Source organism: Paenibacillus phytorum (assembly GCF_013141715.1).
GTDB lineage: Bacteria > Bacillota > Bacilli > Paenibacillales > NBRC-103111 > Paenibacillus_E > Paenibacillus_E phytorum.
In genome coordinates this window covers 57,554-80,584 of record NZ_WHOA01000115.1, presented here as the reverse complement: position 1 = coordinate 80,584, position 23,031 = coordinate 57,554, and the positions used below count along the sequence as shown (strand labels likewise).

The following is a 23,031-nucleotide window of genomic DNA, read 5'->3' as shown; positions in this document are numbered from 1 at the left end:
ATGAGAAATGTAAAGGCCGTAAAGAAAAAAAGGGTATCTTGTTTTATTATTGCTCTATTGCTATTTGCTCAAATGGTGTTAACTTTGTTCACTGAGCCCCGAACTGTAAGCGCTTCCTCTGGTGCAAGCAACATGTCAGATGCGTCCTTCTTTGGCGTTTGGGATCAAGCTGGGCAACGCTGGACGACACCGAGCAAACTGAACTACGATGGTTTTCCAGGGTTAAGCACCGTACGATCCGATGTAAAAGCTGGCAATTACGATCAGGCTCAAACAGATTTGCTGGACTATTATAAAAATCGAACAACTCGAACGATTCCGACTGATTTCGTTTCAAATCCAACGATGGTGCCGCTCTTGATGGATCAAATTGCAACGCCGCTTAAAGAATATTATTTGAATACGTTTACAGTTGCGCATACATCCACATCCTATAACATGGATATGCTTTCTACGGTACAAGGCGCCATCGGCACCAATCTTAGCTTTATGCTGATGGGACGCTATAAGGGAACGAATCGAGCGAATATTTACAGCCTTGAGCAAGATTGCTCGCAGACACCGCTCGCGCAATGCCGTCCTACGCTTGAGATCCAATATTCGGATGCAACGGGTGATCATACCGCAAACCTGACGTCTACGAAGGATACCTACATTCGCGGTAATGATACGGTAATCCATGCCAGCGAGCCATTGCTTCAGGTACAGGAATCCGGCGCTCCCTATGATTCGAATACACGTAAAGCTTATCTGAATTTTGATTTATCATCGGTTAAGGGAACGGTTACGGCAGCAACGCTGAAACTATCAGGTTATTCCGAGTTAAATGAAAATACAGATGTGATGATTTATAAATCGGGCGACACGGCTTGGGATCAGAATACGCTCACGTATGCCAACCATAATGGCAAAACATTTTCATGGCAAGGGTCGCCTTCAGGTACAGATTGGGCTGGTCCTGCACCAACGATTGCAGATATCGAATACCATTATCAGATCACCCGATTTTACTGGCTTGATCCTCTTATAGCGGAATACATGAATACGAACAATGAAAGCTATGCGGCGAAATATATCGACTACTTGATCGATTTTATCGTTGATGGCGATGCCTCTACGAGCGTGTCTGGCGCAGGGTCATTTCCTAGAAATTTTGATACTGGTATTCGGGCCGCCAGTTGGGTGAAAGCTTACCATGTGTTAAGAGAGAGTTCCTCCATGAATGCCCAAGCCAATACGGATCTACTGAAAACATTTTGGAAAATAGGTGATTACTTAAATACGCCTGGTGGATTCAGTCCCGATGGAAACCACGGAACGGTTGAAACACAGGGGCTATATACTCTTGGCATTTATTTCCCTGAGTTTATCGATTCTGCTGCCTGGCTGTCCACAGCCTACTCTCGATATGACTTTCTAATGTCGACACTGATTTATAAAGATGGCTCGTACATGGAGTCCAGTGATACCTATACGACGGTAACAACCGCACCTATGATTGCAATCAAACAACTCGGAACGATGAATAATGTGCCTTTTCAAGGATCATTTAACAGTAATTTGAAAAATTTAGGTAAATACCTTGCTGATATTTCATTTCCCAACGGCTACTCCGTCAGTTTCGGAGATAGTCAGTACACCGACCTCAAAGGTACAATAAAGCAAATTGGTGATCTTACTAACGATGACAGCTTACGTTATGTAGGAACTGCGGGAGCGGAAGGCACCAAGCCTTCTTACACGTCGATTCTGTATCCGGATAGTAAAAGTGCTATTATGCGCAGCGGATGGTCGCCGAATGACCGCTATTTGTTTACGAATGTGAAACAAGCGGCGCCGCATAGGCATCCCGATGATAACGCGATCACTTACTATGCGTATGGTAGACCTTTATTAGTCGATCCTGGTGCGTATTCCTACAGTGATGATCCGATTTCCAACTGGCTGCGCTACTCGACGGAATCGCACAATACGATTGAAATCAACGATACAGCTCAAAATTTGTCGGAAGGTTGGTTTCAAGATTGGACGGATAATAGCAAGTTCAACTTTGTTACAGGTGTTACCCAAAATGTGCCTGGATTTAAGCATTCACGTGAAACGCTTTTCCTGAAATCGTCCTTCTCGATTGTTTCAGACATTGTGGAAGCGCCTTCTGGAACAAATAAGTACCAACAAACATGGCACTTTTTGCCTACTGCCAGTCCGACGTTAGATGCGTCTACCAAAAAAGTGAGCACCGTCTTTGGCGACACTTACGGTGATATCCAAGTCGTACCTGCTGATCCCGAGCAAGTTACGGCTACGCTCGATCATGGTTATTATTCCAATGCTTTTTATTCGGTATCCGACGCCACATATGCTTCCTTTACGAAGAACGTGTCTGGAAACACGACATTTGATACGGTCTTGTATCCGACCGCAAGCGGTGAGAATCGCGACATCAAAGTCAGTCGACTTCCCCTATCGGTTCCGACTACCGTAGCCAGTTCGCTGAAGGTTGACAACATCGGAACTGCTGGAACTTCGGGTTATTATTATGTGTCTCATGAAGAACATCCGCAGTTCAGACGTAACTTTGATACCTTTTCATTTGATGGGAAACTAGCCTATATCGAAAAGATGAGCAGCGGCACGGTCAAATCAGCCCTCATGAAATCGGGATCGACGTTGGGGCAAAGTGGGTCAAATCTTATTGCATCTAAAATGCCAGTGACCGACATTGCTGTTGACTGGAATGGCACGACGCTGGAGATTACCGGATCCAATCTGGTCGCCGCTAATGATCCAAACGCAGCTTCGGCTGTTGCAATACGAGCTCCAGGTGTCACGACTGTGAAACTAAATGGAAACCCGATTTCCAACTTTACTACTTCCGGTGGTTATATCTATGCGGTGGGCGTACCGTCATGGTCTTCGTCTACCGGTTATCAGACTAGCACCGATTTGGGAGCAGGACATTCTGGGGTTCAATCCATCGAATTCGATCTGGTCCCAACAGCTAACCAAATTGGAGGCATAGTCGGATATACGGGACAATCTTCCGCCACGAACAGCGAGACTGATTTGCCAATGATTCTAAGGATGAATGCCGAAGGCTATTTCGATGTTCGGAATGGCAATAGCTACGGGCAAAGTGTCAGACTCGACTATAAAGCAAATGAGCTTTATCATGTTACCTTACTTGCCGATTTGGACTCGAAAACGTATAACGTTTATGTCGCTCCGCATGGCAAGCCAGAAATTCAGATTGCGGATCACTTCGCGTTTCAAACAGGAGCTCCTGTCATATCGGATATTGGAAAATTGGTAATGAATAGTCCAGTTAATGATCAGTATCGGATAAACGACCACACGTTAGGTCAGCCGGATTTCATTGAACTAGATGTGACCTCAGATGCATACGTGTGGTCAGGAAATCCAACGTTGAACTATGGAACCGGTAAAAAATTGGAGGTAAGAAACTCAACGGCTTCAACTGTTTATCGCCATTCTTATCTACGATTTGATTTAGGTAATGTGCCGACAGATTCAAATGCATTTACTGCGAAACTGCGGCTGACATCGGCTTCAGCGGGAACTTTTACCGATCAAGCGCAGTTTGTCCAGGATGATTCTTGGGGAGAAACGTCTATCACCTATAATAACAAGCCTGCGGCAGGGACTGTTTTGGGGGTATGGAGCATGCCATCGGCTGAGAAATCCGTGGAAGTTGATATCAGTTCTCAATATAAAACCGAACTTGTTGGCGACAAGCAGTTAAGCTTGGTTATCACATCTCAGACGACAAATAACATTTCTCACTATTATTATGCGAAGGAGAATGGAGGCGGCAAACCGAAGATCGTGATTTACACGAAAAAGTCTTCGGGCAGAACAATCGGCGCAGAGGCAGATACGATGGTGAGTGGAAGCGTACCAACTGCGAACTATGGTAAAAATACGAACCTTGAGGTGAGAAATTCGGCTTTTGTCCCGCGCCAAACATTTGTTCGATTTGATTTGTCGAGCTTACCCAGCAATGTAACATCTGCTAAGCTTCGCCTGACATCCTCTATTGTTGGGGGGACCTTCACAGATAAAGTACAGTTTGTAAGCGATGACAGTTGGGATGAAAATACGACTACGTATAATAACAAGCCAACAGGAAGTACCGATCTGGGCACATGGGAGATGCCTCCTGCCCAACAATTCGTAGATATTGACGTAACCTCGCAGGTGTTAGCCGAGCTTGCTGGGGATAAGAAACTTAGTTTGGGTATTTCCTCGCTGACAGCGAATAATATTTCACACTATTATTATTCCAGGGAAAAAGGCAGCTCAGGACCGCAATTATTGATCGAAACCGCAGAACAAACATACCAAAGGGACGACAACACGATCGTGCCCCCGCCCGACAAGACTCCGCCGACGGATGCGGCGTTGTCAGCCGACACTACGGCGCTGACGAACAAAGACGTCACCGTAACGATCAGCTATCCGGAAGATGCGGCAGTGAAGGAGTACAAGGTAGGAGATAACGGTACATGGACAGCGTACGGTGCTCCCGTGGTTGTTTCCGCAAACGACACGGTGTATGCAAGAGGAACGGATGCTGCGGGCAATGTCTCGAATGTAACAGGCTATATGGTGAGCAATATCGATCATATAGCGCCTGTCGATGCCACCTTAGCTATAGATACCACAGCGCTGACCAACCAAGGTGTCAACGTAACGATCAGCTATCCGGCAGATGCTGCGATGAAGGAATATAAAGTGGGCGTAAGCGGCGCATGGATAGCATACACTGCCCCAGTCGTTGTTTCCGACAATGACACCGTGTATGCAAGAGGAACGGATGCCGTAGGCAACGTATCCAATGTAACAAGCATTACAGTAAGCAACATTTACAAGATTGCCCCTATAACAGTTGCAACGTTAAGTCCTGCTTCGCCTAACGGCAAGAACAGCTGGTACACGACGGATATTACCGTAAACTTAACCGTAAGCGCGAGTGTATACGGAGGAGCTGTGGCAACGGAATACCAAGTGAATGACGGTGCATGGACCACCTACACCGGTTTCATTCCTGCTGTCGGTGAAGGAACGTATAAGCTAGGTTATCGCAGCAAGGATCAAGCAGGCAATGTCGAACACCTCAAAACCGTCGAGTTTAAGGTTGACAAGACGGCACCATCGCTTACTATCGGATTAGATAAGACGTCGATTTGGCCGGCGAATCATAAAATGGTGACGATCCATGCCACTCTGAATTCGAGTGATGCTACATCGGGAGTAGAATCTGTGGTGTTAACGTCAATCACGAGTAATCAACCGGATAGCGGTCAAGGCGACATTCAGGCCAATTTCGGCACAGCCGCCACTTCATTCATCTTGCGTGCGGAAAAATCACGCATCTACACCATCACGTACACGGCAACCGACAAAGCGGGCAATAAAACGGCTACTTCTGTAACCGTTACAGTGCCGCATGATCAATCTGGAAATCAGGGTTAGTCCGGTCAGTTAGGAAACAACAGTCAAACTGGCAATAATGGTCAATCAGGAAATCATTTAAGAAGCGTACTTGTTTCGGGAGGAAGGCCTTATCGCTTTCCTCACGATTATCAAATTGGAGAGATTGATTAACGAATGAATTGGACGACGGATGCATTTCTGGAACATCTGTACCGATAGGCTGAAACGGAACGTCTGAAGAAGCAGGTTGGTATTCATACGGAGAAATACCGGAACGGGTTTCGCAGCAAGCTGAAGCAAGCCTTGGGTACCTTCCCAGCTGCGGATGTCCCCCTTCAACCGAAGATCGTGGTATACACGAAACAGGCTGCGGGCAGAACCATCGGCGCAGAGGCAGATATTTTTGTGACTGCAGGCTTGCCAAATGCGAACTACGGTAAAAATTCCAATCTTGAGGTGAAAAATTCGAATTTTGTCCCACGCGGGTTTAGTGCAACTATTGAAACTAATCAAAGATAGCCGCCTTCTTGTTGGTTGACTATGCTGTCGAACCAAACAATTTATTGACTAATTCAACTGCAGAGAGGACAGACGAATGATTGCATTCGACCTGTCCCTTTCTTATCATGTGCATGACTTCGATTCCCGCGATTGTTTTCTCGGCAGTTTTGAAAGACTTGAATCCCAACATTGGTTTTATGATTTTCTTTATGAATCGATGATCTTGTTCAATAATATTGTTGAGATATTTCTGTTGTCGAAGTAATTTTTGGAGGAAACGTTGCCATTGAGGCACAAAATCATCGTTTCCCATAGTGACCAGGAGAAATGCCGGTAATATTTTTAAACGTACGAATAAAATTGGCATAGTCATTAAAGCCTGACAAATGACACGTTTCGGAGACAGAATGTCCCGTGGATAATAGTTGTTTTGCCTGAGCCACCCGTTTTAACAAAATATAACGATAAATCGTTCCGCCGGTTTGAAGTTTGAACGTGCGGCTGAGATGAAACTTGTCCACGGATAGCGCTTTGGCTATTTGATCCAAGGTTAGTTCATGAAGCAGATGATTGTCGATGTAATGCATGACAGATTGAATCAAAGTCGACGTGATGCTAGGTACAGCAAAATTAGTTCTTCGGAAAACATCGTTCGTAAAAACAAGAATTTGTGTCAGATATGAAAATGAAAGCACATCGCTGCCATATGTCTTTTGATGGAGCACTTCTGATAAATTCGATGCAAGTGACTTGTACGCTTCGATTTGCGGCTCGCTTAGCTGGATTATATTGTTAAGACCAGGCTTGCGATTCTGGAAGCAAGAAAGCAAATTCGTTTCGGATGAGCAAAATGGCAGGACAATTCGCGGCTTAAAATGAACCGTAATTCGCTCATAGGGTTTTGATGTGAGATTATGAATTTTATGAAGCTCATGATTATTGATGACAATGAGATTGCCTCTTTGCAACGGATAGCAGAATTGATCAATAAATAAATTAATTTCACCGTTCAAAAATAAAAAAATTTCGTAACTGTCATGAAAGTGAAAGTCTTTCATGGGTACGAAGGATGAGTTAGAATAATGCGCCAATAAATCGGCTTCTAAAATCTCGTAATATCTAGAATTCGTCATAGGCGTATTCCTTTCCGGTTGCCATACATTCAATATAAAATAAAAATTCAATAATCGCAATATATACCCCAATAATCGCAAACAAATTGCTTGGAATTTAAAGTAAACTTGATATAGTAAGAGCCGGGAAGACAACAAAGTAATCGAAGAAAGTAGGGGGAAATAATGCTGCAGACAAGCGATCAAATTTGGTTGGAACATGTAATTAACAAAATTACAACGAAGATGGACTGGGTTAGCGAAAAATCAAGAAATAAGATTCCATATACAACGTTGAACGGCACGCATGACAACCGTATCGTGGACAATCCCTTAGGTGTAATTTCTGATGGGATTAACTGGTGGACGAATGGATTTTGGGGCGGCATGATGTGGCTCATGTATCACCAAACCGGCAATGAGAAGTATAAAGAAATTGCCAATATCTCGGAAGATGCTTTGGATGAATGCTTCCGTCAATATTACGGGCTGCATCATGATGTTGGATTTATGTGGCTGCCAACCAGTGTAGCGAATTATAAAGTAACCAGACAACCGGAATCACATAAGAGAGCCATGCATGCTGCGAACTTGCTTGCCGGGCGCTTTAATTTAGCTGGCGGTTTTATCCGGGCATGGAACGACAACGAAGGTGGAGATACGCGGGGCTGGGCCATCGTAGATTGTCTGATGAATCTCCCGCTTTTGTATTGGGCAAGCGAAGAAAGCAGAGATCCGCGGTTCAAACAAATTGCCATGAAGCATGCCGATACAGCGATGACCGCATTTATCAGACCAGACGGTTCCGTTAATCACATCGTTGAGTTTGATCCGTTTCATGGCGGTGTGGCAGCAACTTACGGAGGCCAGGGCTACGAAGTAGGTTCCTCTTGGACGCGAGGACAGACATGGGCTATGTATGGCTTTATCTCGAGCTATCTGCATACGCAGAAGGAAGAATATTTGCATACGGCAAAGCGTGTTGCGCATTATTTTATGGCCAACATTCCGGACAACGGCATCATTCCAATTGATTTCAGACAACCGAAAGAACCTGAGTACGAGGACTCCACTGCAGCAGCAATTGCAGCATGCGGGCTCATTGAAATTGCGAAGGTCGTTGGTGAGCACGAAAAAGATGTGTATATGAAAGCCGCATTGAAGCTGTTGAAAACATTAGATCAATCGCGTTGCGACTGGACAACAGACTCCGATTGTATATTGATGAATGGTTCGGCTGCGTATCACCATCCGGAGCGACATACGGCAATCATCTATGGGGATTACTATTTTATGGAAGCTATTTTCAAATTAAAGGGAAATGATTTGTTTGTTTGGTAGGTTTGTTGGTAAACGGGCGGAATGGCGGAAAACCATCTCCAACCGTTTTTTCCTTTTTTACAACGATCTACGGTGCAACTATTCAAATTGGGGGGCGAATTATATGCAAGGACGGCTGAAAGGATGGAAACAGCTTGCGGCTGATCGGCGAAAAAGCGTGTTTCTTACGCTCATCATTTCATATATGATCATTTTGCTGCTTCCCGTTACATTGGGAGGGTTTTTTTATACCCGCATTGAAGCGATCATGATTGAGAATGCCAACAGCTCCAATACTGCCATGCTGGAACAAGTGAAGCGGACGATTGACAGCCGGATGAAAGAAATCGATCAGTTGACGCAACAGATAGCGTTTCATCCGAAGCTTCTCAGAATGCTCGATCAGAGAGGGGACGGAGATGCCCAACAGAACCTAACTTCCTTTATCGATTTTATGGGTGACATGTCACGCTATAGTAAGGTCAACAGTTTCATTGCGGATTCTTACGTCTACTTCAACAATTCAGACATTGTTCTTTCTCCTAAAATGAAAACGGATTCACATACACTCTATCAAGGCATTTATAACTATCAAAACCTGACCTACGATCAGTATAAGAAGCAAATATTGCTTCCGTACCATTCCCGCTTTTTTAATCCGTCCGAGGAAATGACGGATGGTCAGGGAAATAGCATCAGAATGATCACTTACGTGCAATCGCTTCCGATTGGCGAAAAGGAACACGTTGCCGGAGCTTTCGTTATTCTCATTAATGAAAAACAGATTACAGAAATGTTAGCCAACATACAAGGCATAGGGGATGAAACGGTGTTCATTCTTGACGCCGACGGAACGGTTTTGATGAGTACAGCCGAGAGTGACCAGGAAAACGGTGAGATTATTTCATATTTGAAGAAATTGGGCGGCGGGTTGTCAGGTAAAGGATCGCTGGAATATGCCGGAACAGGCCAGGTAAAGGGACAAGGCCAAGGGCTGGCATCAGACATGATGGTCGCGTATACAACCTCCAGCCAAAACGGATGGACGTATGTTTCCGTCGTTCATAAAGCCATTGTGTTATCGCAGGTCAATGCGATAAAAATGTGGGCGATCACGGTTGTGATGATCTGTCTCGCAGCAGGGGGAGTCGTGTGCTACTACATGGCCTACCGTCACTACAGACCGATCCGGGATCTTGTTCACGCTGTAGTTCGCGGTGGGGGAACGAATTCGACCGCAGCCTTCCCGAAAAATGAATTTGAACTCATCAAAGAAAAGGTTCACACATTGTTCGAGAAAGAGAAGGATTTGGAGACGACGTTGTCCCGCCATGCGCTTGTTGTCCGCACGGAATTCCTTTCCCGTCTCATCCGCGGTCATGTCGATGCGGCGGCGCTTACAGAACAGGATCTCGATTTTATGAACGTTCATTTCGAATCCGGTCTGTTTGCTGTTTTATTGCTCGATATTGACGATTTCAGCGAATTTTCCCAGCAAAATGCCGAACGTGAATGGGCGCTCATGCGTTTTATTTTGTCCAATGTGAGCGTGGAACTGCTTGAACATAAAAGCTATCTGATCGAAATGGAACGTGATCGGATAGCGATTCTTGTGAACTTGCCGGCCGGCGATGGGTGCGATACGCGTATGGAAGCGTTCGTAGTTAACTTGAAGGATATGATGGAAAAGCGGTTCAAAACCAAACTCAGCATAAGCGTCAGCGATGTTCACGAGGGGATTGAACGTATACAGGAGTGCTACAATGAAGCCGTCTTTGCGATGGCATACAAAATGATCAAAGGTCAAAATACGGTGCTGTACTATGAGGATGTGCAGAAATTCGGACAGTCGACGTACTATTATCCGATGGAAATGGAAGTACAGCTCATGAATGTAGCCCGCAGTGGTGACTTCGTCAATGTCGAGAAAATACTAAACCGTATTTATGAAGTGAATTTCCAATCGGGCGGCATCACACCGGAGATGGGGAAATGTTTGTTTTTCGACATGTTTAGTTCAGTGCTTAAATTATTAGGATCTTTAAATATTGCACGTAACCTGGTTTTCAACGATGAGAGTGATCCGGTCCGGATTATTTCCAAATGCGCTACCGCAGAACAAATGGTTGACCAAATCAAACGGTTGTACAAGCAGCTTTGCGAGGTAGTCCAAGAAGAGCGAACTGATCATGGCGAACAATTATACAGAAAAATGACGGACTACATGCAGGAACATTTTCACGACAGTATGTTGAGTCTTACAATGATGGCCGATCATTTCGGCATGAACGCCTCGTATCTTTCCGCTTTTTACAAAAATTACAGTGGGCGGAACGTCAGCGATGAGATGACGGAAATGCGCCTTAATGCTTGCAAACGCTTGTTGGCGGAGTCGACGCTGACTGTCTCGGAAATTGCCCAGCAAGTCGGGTATTCCAGCAACATCGGGTTGACCCGCGTGTTCAAAAAAGCTGAAGGAATCACCCCTGGACAGTATCGGTCAGCGATGAATCACGAATCCGGATAACCGACCCAAAAATTTGATAACAGCCAATCTATAAAGCGGATAGCCTATCTCGAAAGCGCATTCTTTCTTCTCAAAGGCTTGCTTGCTATGTTGGAAACAGGCCGTAACCGGTCATACATCTTTTGGAATATGAAAAGGGAGGATCAGATATGCAGAACAATACAAGTAAAAAGAAATGGATTGCAATGCTGCTGATGGCATTGACAGTCAGCTCTTTGATGGCGGGATGCTCTGACACCAAGAATGCGGTAGAGTCGGAAAAAAGCTCGAGCACTGACGGAAGTGGTAACACAAAAAGTACAGGAGGAGATACTAAAAGCAATGTCGGTTACCCGACACAAATGTCTTATTGGGCCCCTTTGGACGGAAACGTTGCGGCAACCTTGAAAAACTACAACGATATAGGCATGTATAAGAAGCTGCAAGAGATTACAGGCACGAAGGTAGATTTCAAGCATCCGAGCGCGGACTCCTCTCAGGCATTGGAGCAATTCAACCTGATGCTGGCCTCCAAGAATTTGCCCGATGTTATTGAATATACCTGGACGGAGGTTACTGGCGGCCCAGAGAACGCCGTTCAAACCGGTACCATTCTCAAATTGAACGATTTGATCGATAAATACGCCCCTAACTTCAAAAAGTATTTGCAGGAACATCCGGATATCGCCAAAATGATCAAAACCGATAGCGGCAGTATTTATTCATTTCCGTTCATTCGGGGTGACAGCAAGCTGATGGTGTTCTACGGCCCGATTTTCCGGAAAGATTGGCTGGATAAAGTCCACATGGACGCGCCGACGACAATCGATGAATGGGAGAAAGTGCTGACGGCCTTCCGAGATCAAGATCCGAACGGCAACGGTCAGAAGGACGAGATTCCGTTTTTACTCAACTACAATGAGGTTCGCGATTTCACACGTAACGCTTTGATCGGAGCTTGGGGAATTGGCGATCAGTTTTATCAGGTGGACGGCAAGGTGAAGTATGGGGAAATTCAGCCGGAATTTAAACAATTTCTGACAACAATGCGCAAATGGTATAAAGAAGGCTTGATCGATCCGGATTTTGCTGCAACGGATTCCAAACTTATGGACGCCAAAGTGACTGGAAACAAGCTGGGGACGTTTTACGGTCTTAGCGGCGGCAATCTCGGAAACTACTTGGGGCTCATGAAGGATAAAAATCCGAGCTTTAATTTGCTCGCAGTTACTCATCCGACATTGAAGAAAGGCGCGACTCCGGTTCTGGGCCAAATGGATAAGCCTTACAAAGGCCTTGGCGCGGCAATTTCCGGCAAAGCGAAAGACCCGGAACAAATCGTTAAATGGCTCGATTACGCATACAGTGAGGAAGGTCATCTTCTGTACAATTTCGGGGTTGAAGGAAAAACGTACGACATGGTGAACGGTTATCCGACCTACACGAAGCTCATTACAGAAAATACGAACGGTTTATCCATGGTTCGGTCGATGGCGCAATGGATGCGCGCCAACTATAACGGCCCGTTCGTACAGGATAAGCGTTATGTCGAACAATATTACAATTTAGACCAGCAGAAAAATGCCCTTAATACGTGGAGCAAAGCAGAGAACGCGATTTTGATGCCGCCACTGACGTTGACGGCAGAAGAAAACAAACGGTTTTCGTCCATTATGAACGACGTGAACACGTACGCCGGGGAAATGGGCTTGAAATTCATTATGGGGAATGAGCCACTCGATAACTTCGACAAGTTTGTCGATACCTTGAAAAAGTTCGGGATCGACGAAGCGGTTAAGATACAGCAAGCCGCCCTTGATCGTTACAAAGCAAGATAACAGGCTTCGAAGGCGGCACCGGGAACAAGAAAAGTTCCCGGTGCCGATATTTTAGAACATGAATGGAAGGGGGCTCATTATGGCAAACACGCAAATAAAATCAGCAGCCAGGACGTCCGGTTTGCCGGCAATGGACCGTCCAAGCTTTGGCAAACGCGCGGTGAGCGACTTCAGAAAGAACAAAACGATTTACCTGATGCTTCTTCCTGTGGTCCTTTATTACCTTGTCTTTCATTATGCTCCTATGTACGGCTTGCAGATTGCCTTTAAAGACTACTCGCCAATGAAAGGTTTTGCGGAGAGCCAATGGATCGGGTTCAATCATTTTAAAGAGTTTTTCGACAGCTTTTATTTTTGGCGACTGTTGCGAAATACGATACTGTTAAGCGTTTATAGCCTTATTATGGCTTTTCCAGCAGGCATCGTTTTGGCGCTTTTGTTGAATGAGATCAGGAGCCGCGCTTTTAAACGGGCCATCCAGACGATTACGTACATGCCGCATTTTATTTCACTTGTCGTTATCGTCGGCTTCATGGTTGATTTTTTGGAACGAAACGGTTTGATTAATAATTTGCTAACGTCTGTTTTTGGCATTGAACCGATTCCTTTTATGCGGCAGCCGGAATGGTTCCGTACGCTGTATATCTCTTCGGATATTTGGCAAAACGTCGGCTGGAGCTCGATTATTTTTCTGGCAGCGATCAGCAATATCGACCCTTCCTTATACGAAGCGTCAAAAATCGATGGAGCCAACCGATGGAAGCAAACGTTGCATATTACGATTCCTGGCATGATGTCGACCGTGATTATTTTGCTCATCTTGCAAATTGGTCATTTCATGTCGGTTGGGATGGACAAAATTTTGCTCATGTACAATCCGGCGATTTATGAAACGGCTGATGTCATTCAAACTTACGTGTTCCGTAAAGGAATACTGGAAGCTGGTTACAGTTATAGCGCAGCGGTAGGGTTGTTTAATTCGGTAATTAGTTTCGTGTTACTCATAGTGGCCAACGCCATAGCAAGAAAAACAAGCGAAGCCAGGCTTTGGTAAACGAAGGAGGACATGATGAAAAGAAGCATCGGAGAACATACTTTTGACATAATCAATATTGTGCTGTTAATTTCGCTGTCGATCATAACCATTTATCCGCTTATTTACGTATTGTTTGCATCGCTTAGCGATCCCTCCTTTGTCGTGCAAAACAGGGGATTGCTGTTCTATCCGCACGGATTTACGACGAAAGCTTATCAATTAGTGTTTGAAAACCCCAATATTGGCAAGGCCTATCTGAATACGTTGTTTTACGTTGTGGTAGGGACAGCTATCAACATTTTACTCACATCACTCGGCGCATACGGCCTGTCCAGACAAAACGTCATGTGGAAAAGTACCATCATGTTCCTGATTGTATTCACGATGTTTTTTGATGGCGGCCTCATTCCGATGTACATGTTGGTCGACAATTTGGGGATGCTCGACACCCGCTGGGCGATCATCATTCCTTCGGCGGTTAGCGCGTTTAACTTGATCGTCATGCGCACGGCATTTCAGGCCGTTCCCGTCAGTCTGGAAGAGTCGGCGAGAATCGACGGGGCGAATGATTGGACGATACTGTTCCGCGTTGTGCTTCCGTTGTCTATGCCCGTCGTGGCCGTCATGATTTTGTTCTATGGGGTGTCCCATTGGAATGCCTGGTTTTCGGCGACGATTTATTTACAAACGCGTGAATTGCTTCCATTGCAAATTATTTTGCGGGAAATCCTGATCGCTAACGATACGAGCAACATGCTGACAGGCATTGACACGGGAGATAAAGCGATGGTTGGCGAAACGATCAAGTACGCGACCATTATTAGTTCAACCGTACCCATTTTGTTTTTGTACCCTTTCCTGCAAAAGTATTTCGTCAACGGCGTCATGATCGGGGCCGTGAAAGAGTAAACAGATAAAACGAGATTGGCCGCGTATCCATATGGTCTGCGGCCAATGCCATGTTGAAGGAGAAGAAACCATAGTGAATATACAAGCTTTGTTAAAGGAACCGATTTCCACACGAGAGCTTCTGGCAAATCTCCAGTCCAGATTAGAACCCATGAAATTGAAATCCGCTTACATTTCGGAACATATGCCTGAACTTGCGCGGGAAACGATAGCGAACGCCGAGGAAGCTTACAAGGGGATGATCATACTCCCAGGAACCGGCGGTGTACGCGAATTTGTCGGGAACCCGCCCTGCTGGCTGGAACGAAGGCATAATGATAATGAATTTCTCTGGCAGCTCAATCGGATGACGCATTGGCAGGAGATGTTAGAAGCTTATTCTTTAACGCGAGAAGATAAATATGGACGCAAAGTGATTGAGGAAATGCTGGATTGGATGGAAACGGTTGAAATCCATGAAGACATGGCGGACTATCCGGTCGGATATTTTTCGCAATGCCATCCATTGCGGGCCTTAGAGCTCGGCATTCGGTGTTATAAAACGTGGCCGTTGGTTCTTGAGCATTTAGGACATACCGATATGTTTACGGAGGAAGTGCTAGAGAAGTACCTAGTGGCTGTGTATAAACAAATAAAAATACTGCGCAAGGTGTCTCCGCTTCTATGGCCTAAGGCTGACCATAATCATTTTCTTATGGAATGTCTCGGTATTTTGACCACGGCGCTGTATTTCCCAGAGTTGAAGGAAGCTGAAGAATGGAAGTCTTTCGCAATCGATGGGATCGAAAGATGTGTTTCGGCGCAATTGACGGAAGACGGAGGCCAAATCGAAGGCTGCCCATCCTACCACAATGGCTGCATGTTTTGGTTTGGTCTGGCTGTTGTCCTTGCTAAGCGTTTCCATTTTCAATTCTCGGATCGGTATATGGAGCTGCTGCGCAAAAACTTGGATTACTCCATTTATTCATTGCGTCCTACAGGAAAATGCGTCCCCGTAGGAGATTCCTATGCGAATCATCTGGCTGTTCTGGGCGCGGTATACGGCTACATGGCATTAGATGATCCAATCTGGCTTGGACTTGCCGCCAATCTGATTGATTATCAGCTGATTGTTCAAGAGGCAAGCAAACATATATGGCGTGCTTTGGATGTAAAGAGGCTGCATGATGATTTGCGCATGCTGCAAGACAAACAGGTTGAGTGTGACAAATTGACAACGTTTTGGAATAGGACGCTTCATCAAGCGATTATCCGCAGCGGTTGGGACTCCAAGGCGCTGAGCTTTCTGTTTACGTGCAGAAGTCCGGTGCAGAACGAACATGCGCATATCGATTTGATGAGCTTTGACTTTACAGCGCTCGGCAAAAATATGGTTTGCGATCCGGGGTTCTTCTGCTTTCGGGATGATGAGGACCGGAGACAGTTTAAAAGCACTAACTTTCATTCTACGCTTCTCATTGATGAAAGGGACCACTTCGAATACCTGGGTTCATGGAAGTACGGACCGCAAAAGCCAGGGGGAATTTACAATGTGGAAGATAGAGGATTTTATCAAGTCGCGAGTGCTTATCATCTGAATTATGAGCCGGTCCTACATCATCGCCATATCGCGCTCGTTGATGGCCAAATGGTAGTCATTGTGGATCAGGTTGAAGGACTGGATCAGCAAGAGGTGGAGCGGTATTTTCATTTGGATTTTACTGAAGTAGAGGCAGGCTCTGATGCAGTCATAGCCACAAGCGATATTGCGAACCTTGCCATCTATTCGTACCCATGGGAGGAAGTTGATCTGCTGCCAGGAAGGCTATCCGACGATAATGATGTGGCTAGAGCCGCCACAAGAGTACGGTTCCATGGCATGCAGAGCGGCACGGCCACTTATCTGACGGTACTTGTTCCTTATAAAGGGGAGCAGCAGCCTGCTGTTCAGATCAAGGAGGTGACGGACGGCGTTTTCGAATTCGGTTATGGAGAGCGTTATCAAGTTGCAGTCGAAGAACATGATGTGGTAATTAGTTCCTCATGAAAAAAATGCGTTTCGATCAGCTTCAGGGCCGTAAGACATCATGTAATTAGTTGGTTTTGGACGATCGATGCATGAAATTGAAGATTTCATAAAATGAAGAGGCAAGCTATGATAGACAGAGGAGATCCATCCTGAGGATTGGTCTCCACACCATCGATAGGTGTAACAGAGGATCTTCCTATATTATCGACTAAGCAATTATGTGTTAAAGGAGCGATTCAATGTCATTCAGAAAGAAGTTGAATGGGCTGTTTTTAGGATTTATGCTTACTTTCATGGCAATTTCCTCCTTAATTAGTTACCTTGTTTCCAAAAATTTAATTATCGGCAACATTATGCTCTCGAACGAAAACGAGCTGTCTATTAACCTTGAAACGATGGACAATTCCATTTATAAAAGCAAGGAAAAATTCCAATTGTTTATGGATGACTTCCATTTTTATTATGATAACGTTGTCAAAGACGACAATACCATATTAAAAAAGGCTTTTGACTTCAATTCCGAGCTGCGGACGTTTCTGTATTCGAATAAAGAGTTCAAAGGTATCTTTTTGTACCAGAATCAAGTATTAATCGGGACTTCCTTGGCGGATGAAGTTATTTCATATACAGACAACATGGATGAAAGAGCGGCTTCTCAATCGATAAATGAGTACATATGGACTCAACTGAAGGAAGATCGGAGGTACGGACAGAGCGATTTTTATGAGGAAAACTTACTCATTGCACCGATACAAGATGGAGCCTACATCATTGCAATATTGGATTTTCAGAAGCTGCTCGAACAAAGCGATCTCAAACTAATCAAGCTTAACGCGAAAGATCAAGTGATTTACGGAGATCAAGCGAAGATAGAGGAGCTTCATAAAAATAAATTAACAGAGCCTCCAGATTCGGGGGCTATTGATACATCGCGTTATGAAAATCTTATTGTCTCTATAAAGAATAAACAGGGAGACAGATACATTTTATTGAGAGATATTAGTCAAGTCGATCGCAGCATCAATCAAATAGTTTGGAACCTAGTCGGTTACGGTTTGATTATTTTTATCGTATTTTCCGTGATTTCCCATAGTAACTCGGGATTGATATTGAATCCAGTTTATGATTTCATAAAAAAACTCAAGCAGGTCAAGGGATTTGAAGAGCGTGCATCGATCCACCACTATATTACAACCTATAAAGAGCATTCCAGTGCATATAAAAAGCTGTTCCTGTATTTCTCCATGATTATTATTCCTACCCTTTGCACGATTCTTATTTCATATCATCATTTTGAGCAAATTATTGAAGAGAACTCACGACAGGATAACATTCAAATTTTCAAACAGACCGCAAAAAACATCGAAAATAACTTGCAATCGTATCATTCTTATATGAGGTATTTGATTCTTAACGGAGAGATACAGGAGCTAATGATGAAAGTAAACGGAGAATCGTTGCAAAGGACCAAGGAATTTGCAGACATCTTAATCAGGAAAGGTGTCATCGATAAGAGCTTAAGTTATATTTCCATCTACGATGCCCATAATCGACTTGTGTTCTCCAATACGAAAAATAAACCGTCGGTTGCTCCTATGCAACCCTTATTAGTGATGAAAAAGGAAATTAAATACTTAGGCAATCCGGTCGATAAATCGAACCTGTTTAAGTATATGGGATATATTGAATTCGGAATCAACAGTGTGCTCGATAACAAGCAACATGCAAGCGGGACATCGGCCGTCATTCTCATGAACCGTAAAACAGGCAGCGAAAACCTCCAAATGATCAGTTCACCCATGGATCATCCCTATACGGAATATATACGTAATCACATCACGGATATGATAAGCGATCCGATTGATCATAAATATATAACCGTAAAAGGTCAAAAAACGTTGTTCTCCACGATCCCTATTGTTGACCAGGAAGAATGGAATTTAGGGTTGTTTGTTCCGGTATCTTGGGAAGAGCAGCATTATATTTTTATCCTATTGTACTCGTTTGAGATTTTCTGTATGTTAGGCATCATTATTATCACCTCTATGTTATTGGGAAAGCGCATGACCGCACCTATACGCAGGGCAATCCATCTGATGGAAGAATATCCGCAAGACCAATCAATCCGGCTACGTGAAACAGAGCATGATTTTGAATTCGTCGTTCTGGCTATCAATTTCAACAATATGTTAAGCAGGCTGGAAGCTTTGTCGACTGAATTAGTAACGAAAGAAAACGAAAACTTAGAAATGGAGAAAAGGATCAACAAGCTCTTGTTTAAAGCTTTGCAGTCGCAAATAAACCCGCACTTTCTTCAAAATATTTTCACATCCATCATGCTGCTGCTCAAAACTGGGAAGTCAGAGGAGGCGAGTAAGATGCTTATCGCAACAGCCAAGTTCTTGAAAACCGGCTTATCCGGGTCAAGGGATTTAGTAACCCTTGAGGAGGAGCTCGAGCATGTCCAAAATTATGTGCAAATCCAAAACATTCGGTTCGATCGGCAGTTGGTTTTTTATGCTAAAGTTGACAAATCTTACTATAAAGTTCTAATCCCTAAGTTTATTTTTCAGCCGATTGTCGAAAACGCTATTCATCATGCGATGGAAAAGAACCGGTTATTAACTATCAAAATCTCGAGCGAAATGGAAAGTGGAAATCTAGTCATCATGATCGAAGATGACGGAAAAGGCATGGATCCAGAACAGCTGGCAAACACAATTAACACGATGTACAACAAAAAGCAATCCATTCATTGTGGTTTATCCAATGTCCACGAAAGGTTGAACCTTGAATTTGGTGAGGCATACGGATTAGAAATTAAAAGTGTCTACGGGACGGGCACACAAATTAAAATGAAAATCATTCTGTAAGTGGGGAGGTTGAAGCGATGGACAAGTTTACACTTATGATCGTAGATGATGAGAAAATCATCAGAGACGGGTTGCAAAACTCCATAAATTGGGAGGCACTGGGATTCAATCTGGTAGCGGTTGCCTCTGACGGGGAAGAGGCAATAGAGCTTTTCCGTAAGTATAAGCCTCAAGCGGTTATTATGGATATTCATATGCCTGTCATGACTGGACTAGAGGTACTGGAGAAGTTTAAGTGTGAACATCCTGATACTGAAGTTATCCTTCTCAGTGGTTACGACGAATTCGCTTATGCCAAAAAAGGGATTCAGGAAGGCGCGTTCGACTACATCATTAAACTTAATATGTTTCCGGAGCTGGAGAAATCATTAGAGAAGCTGCATCAAGCTTTGTCCCATAGATTGGAGGAGACCAAGCAATATAATCAGCTTCTGCTGCTTAAAAACGATTATACATTTCAGCAATTTATTAAGGGATATACACCGATAGAGCTTAGTCAAGCAGCGAAGGAATCTTATTATTGTGTAGCTAGTGTCTGGTTTCCTTCTCCTCCATTATTGCTCCTGGCTTTTTTCAGCCGCATCTCCCTCCCTCTAAAGGTTTTGATCAAACAGGGGAACGGTTATATTCACTTTATTTTCTATAAGGAGGGGGAAGAAAGACTCTTTTTTCATCAGAAATTAGTTGAATCGATCCGCATGGTTGAGGGTCAATTAAACGATAACGCGGTTACAGCATACAAAATCGGAATTGGCAGTTTCAAGCCTAACGTATCGGAAATTCCTCAAATCTACAAAGAAGCGATGAAGACGATCGATTATCTAAGATACGGAGATCCGGAAAGCTCGGAACGGTCCATATTGTTTTACGAAGATTGGCGGAGACAGGATATAAGCATCAATTTTAGTAGGGTTCCTGATATGCACTGGGTCAACTGGGTCTATTCCGGAGACGATGTAAATCTGATCAACTGGATCAAGACAGTATTTGCCGAAGCCTGCGTAAACAAACATATAACCTTATCGGATATGAAGTACTTATGTGTCCAACTTGCCGCACAATTCGAAAAAATTACGAAAGTACATGAGATTGAATTCATTTCTTTGAATGAATTTGATTCGCTAATGGAATTGGAAGCTCACATGATACAGTTTATAAAAGAAAGATGCGTTACTGCTCATCGTAGAATTCAGCTACAGAAGAGCGAAAGCATTTCAACCGTAAAAGAATATGTGGATGAGCTGTATACGACCAACTTGAACCTGGAGGATGTCGCACGGCAGTTTTATTTCAGTCCCGGCTATTTATCCTCCAAGTTCAAGGCGTACACCGGCATGACATTCTCCAAATATTTGATAACAAAACGAATCGAGACAGCTTGTAAATTGTTGGTTGGAACGGAAATGAAAATTTATGAGATTGCCAATGAAGTAGGTTATTCGGATGAGAAGCATTTCAGCAAGCTGTTCTCGCAAATAAAGAATACGGGGCCAAGGGAATACCGCAAACATAACAAATTAATTGGGGGCGAGATTGGGTTTGTAAAATAACCCACCTTTTATCTGTTTTTCACCTTCTGTTTTTCATTGGAATGTATAAGTATACTTGGATTATGAAATGTATACGGTTACAAACCAAAGGGGAGATAAGATGAGGCTAAACAAGTTTTATAAAATTCGGATGCTTTATTCTAAGTATCAAATTTTTCTTTTTATTATCCCGGCTATACTGTACTACATTATTTTCAGGTACAAACCTTTGTATTTTATCCAGATTGCTTTCAGGGACTTTAGAATTACACGTCCTTTGGAGCAAAGCCCTTGGGTTGGCTTCGACCATTTTGTCACGCTGTTCAATTCAACCGATTTTCAACAAGCTCTAGTCAACACATTGATTATCAGTTTCTATAAGATCTTGTTTGGTTTTCCAGCACCTATCGTTTTAGCTTTGATGCTGAACGGACTGAGAAACGCAATTTTCAAAAGAGTCAGCCAGTCTATCTTGTATCTTCCTCATTTTATTTCTTGGTCGGTTCTAGGAGGAATCATATACAGTTTATTATCTGTACATGACGGGTTAGTCAATGAGGTTGTGAAATGGTCCGGTTACGAGGCGATCTACTTTATGGGAAACAAGGAATATTTTCGTGGGATTCTGGTTGCATCGGAGGTATGGAAAACCATGGGCTGGGGGACCATCTTGTATTTGGCCGCTTTGACACGGATTGATGTATCCTTGTATGAAGCCGCCCGTGTTGACGGCGCTTCTCGTTCGCAGCAGCTGTGGCATATTACGCTTCCAGGTATCTCAACAACTATCGTGGTGCTGTTCATTATTCATATCGGTCATTTGCTAGATGTAGGCTTTGAGCAGATTCTGGTGATGAGTAATCCCATGGTCACTAGCGTGGCAGACATTATCGATACCTATGTATTCCGGGTAGGACTTCAAGAGGGCAAGCACAGTTTAGCCACTGCGGCCGGGCTCTTCAAAACACTGGTGGCAGCTATTCTCGTTTATTCAGCAGATCGGTTAGCCAAAGTCATTGGGCAGAGGGGGATTATCTGATGGCTAATACGAGCCGGGTTAGTAAACATCCAATAGGAGATACATTGAACATCATAGTCATGTTATTGTTGTGCGCCATCATGCTGTATCCATTTTGGCAGACGGTAGTCGCTTCATTCATGTCGGAATCCGAATATTTAACCTCTCGCTTTAAAATGATTGTGATAGCACCCACCTTAGCGTCATATAAGCAAATTTTTCAAGACGGTACGATCTTTATTCATCTCAGGGTTACATTCTTGATTACGGTGATAGGTACTGCCGTCGCCTTATTTATGACCGCTTATTCGGCTTACGGATTATCGAAACCTTTCAAAGGCTCAAAAATTGTTATGTTTTTGATCGTCATGACGATGTTCATGAACGCCGGCCTAATTCCTGATTATATGAACTATAAGGAGCTCGGGCTGATCAATCATTTTGCCGTATATATTATCCCTTATATGATCAATACTTTTTATTTAATTATTATGAGATCGACTTTTATGGAATTTCCTAAAGAATTAGAGGAAGCAGCTCGTATCGACGGCTGTAATGATTTCCGTATCTTCTTCACTATCGTTCTGCCGTTGTCCAAGCCGATATTGGCGGCAATCGGATTGTTTTTCATGGTGTCCTTCTGGAACACCTATATGCAGTCTGTATTCTTTATTACCGACAAGGAATTAAAAACGGTTCAAGAGTATTTGCAAAAAATGATTAGCAGCACGCAGGAACTGGAATCCATCATGCAGGTTGAATCTGGTGAAGAGGGCTTTAGTTCAGAAACAATACGTCTAGCGAATATCGTTCTGGTCTTATTGCCAATCATCACGGTATATCCTTTTTTGCAAAAATTTTTCGTGAATGGCATCATGATGGGTTCTCTGAAAGGCTAGTTCTTCAAAACTTAGATCTCAAGAA

General features: G+C 43.9%; 13 protein-coding genes and 1 pseudogene. 12 read left to right on the top strand and 2 right to left on the bottom strand.

Annotation, left to right across the window (positions count from 1 at the left end):
- Entirely contained in the window at positions 1-5,496 is a 5,496-nt protein-coding gene (locus tag GC098_RS17190; protein WP_171644343.1) for a CBM96 family carbohydrate-binding protein, read from the top strand.
- A gap of 264 nt (positions 5,497-5,760) precedes the next feature.
- Positions 5,761-5,976, top strand: coding sequence for a hypothetical protein (locus GC098_RS17185; RefSeq protein ID WP_171644342.1), 216 nt, complete (start codon positions 5,761-5,763; stop codon positions 5,974-5,976).
- 19 nt (positions 5,977-5,995) lie between these two features.
- On the opposite strand, the pseudogene GC098_RS17180 reads toward GC098_RS17185, so the two are convergent.
- Positions 5,996-6,220 (bottom strand): annotated as a pseudogene (locus tag GC098_RS17180) (DDE-type integrase/transposase/recombinase); the annotation flags it as partial.
- Between the two features lie 37 nt (positions 6,221-6,257).
- The gene (locus GC098_RS17175; protein ID WP_171644341.1) at positions 6,258-7,091 is read right to left on the bottom strand and encodes an AraC family transcriptional regulator; all 834 of its coding nucleotides are present in this window, start codon (positions 7,089-7,091) and stop codon (positions 6,258-6,260) included.
- 165 nt (positions 7,092-7,256) lie between these two features.
- Here GC098_RS17175 and GC098_RS17170 point away from each other — a divergent pair, with 165 nt between their 5' ends.
- From GC098_RS17170 to GC098_RS17125, 10 genes are all read left to right on the top strand, one after another.
- Positions 7,257-8,411, top strand: coding sequence for a glycoside hydrolase family 88 protein (locus tag GC098_RS17170; protein WP_171644340.1), 1,155 nt, complete (start codon positions 7,257-7,259; stop codon positions 8,409-8,411).
- Positions 8,412-8,514: 103 nt separating this feature from the next.
- Positions 8,515-10,917 carry an AraC family transcriptional regulator gene (locus GC098_RS17165; protein ID WP_171644339.1) on the top strand — a complete coding sequence of 801 codons (2,403 nt, stop codon included), beginning with the start codon at positions 8,515-8,517 and terminating at the stop codon, positions 10,915-10,917.
- A gap of 149 nt (positions 10,918-11,066) precedes the next feature.
- Positions 11,067-12,734 (top strand): extracellular solute-binding protein, encoded by a 1,668-nt coding sequence (locus GC098_RS17160; RefSeq protein ID WP_171644338.1) that lies wholly within the window; start codon positions 11,067-11,069, stop codon positions 12,732-12,734.
- Between the two features lie 130 nt (positions 12,735-12,864).
- Positions 12,865-13,788, top strand: coding sequence for an ABC transporter permease (locus GC098_RS17155; protein ID WP_171644362.1), 924 nt, complete (start codon positions 12,865-12,867; stop codon positions 13,786-13,788).
- A 12-nt stretch (positions 13,789-13,800) separates the two neighbouring features.
- Positions 13,801-14,679: a carbohydrate ABC transporter permease gene (locus GC098_RS17150; RefSeq protein ID WP_171644337.1), complete on the top strand. Its 879-nt coding sequence runs from the start codon at positions 13,801-13,803 to the stop codon at positions 14,677-14,679.
- A gap of 73 nt (positions 14,680-14,752) precedes the next feature.
- Positions 14,753-16,705: an alginate lyase family protein gene (locus GC098_RS17145; protein ID WP_171644336.1), complete on the top strand. Its 1,953-nt coding sequence runs from the start codon at positions 14,753-14,755 to the stop codon at positions 16,703-16,705.
- Between the two features lie 221 nt (positions 16,706-16,926).
- Positions 16,927-19,560 carry a sensor histidine kinase gene (locus GC098_RS17140; RefSeq protein ID WP_171644335.1) on the top strand — a complete coding sequence of 878 codons (2,634 nt, stop codon included), beginning with the start codon at positions 16,927-16,929 and terminating at the stop codon, positions 19,558-19,560.
- Between the two features lie 17 nt (positions 19,561-19,577).
- Complete coding sequence (locus GC098_RS17135; protein WP_171644334.1) at positions 19,578-21,110, top strand: response regulator; 1,533 nt, start codon at positions 19,578-19,580, stop codon at positions 21,108-21,110.
- A gap of 100 nt (positions 21,111-21,210) precedes the next feature.
- The gene (locus tag GC098_RS17130; protein WP_246358662.1) at positions 21,211-22,128 is read left to right on the top strand and encodes an ABC transporter permease; all 918 of its coding nucleotides are present in this window, start codon (positions 21,211-21,213) and stop codon (positions 22,126-22,128) included.
- Complete coding sequence (locus GC098_RS17125; RefSeq protein ID WP_171644333.1) at positions 22,128-23,006, top strand: carbohydrate ABC transporter permease; 879 nt, start codon at positions 22,128-22,130, stop codon at positions 23,004-23,006. Before GC098_RS17130 ends, GC098_RS17125 begins: the two co-directional genes overlap by 1 nt.
- The last annotated feature ends 25 nt before the right edge of the window (positions 23,007-23,031 follow it).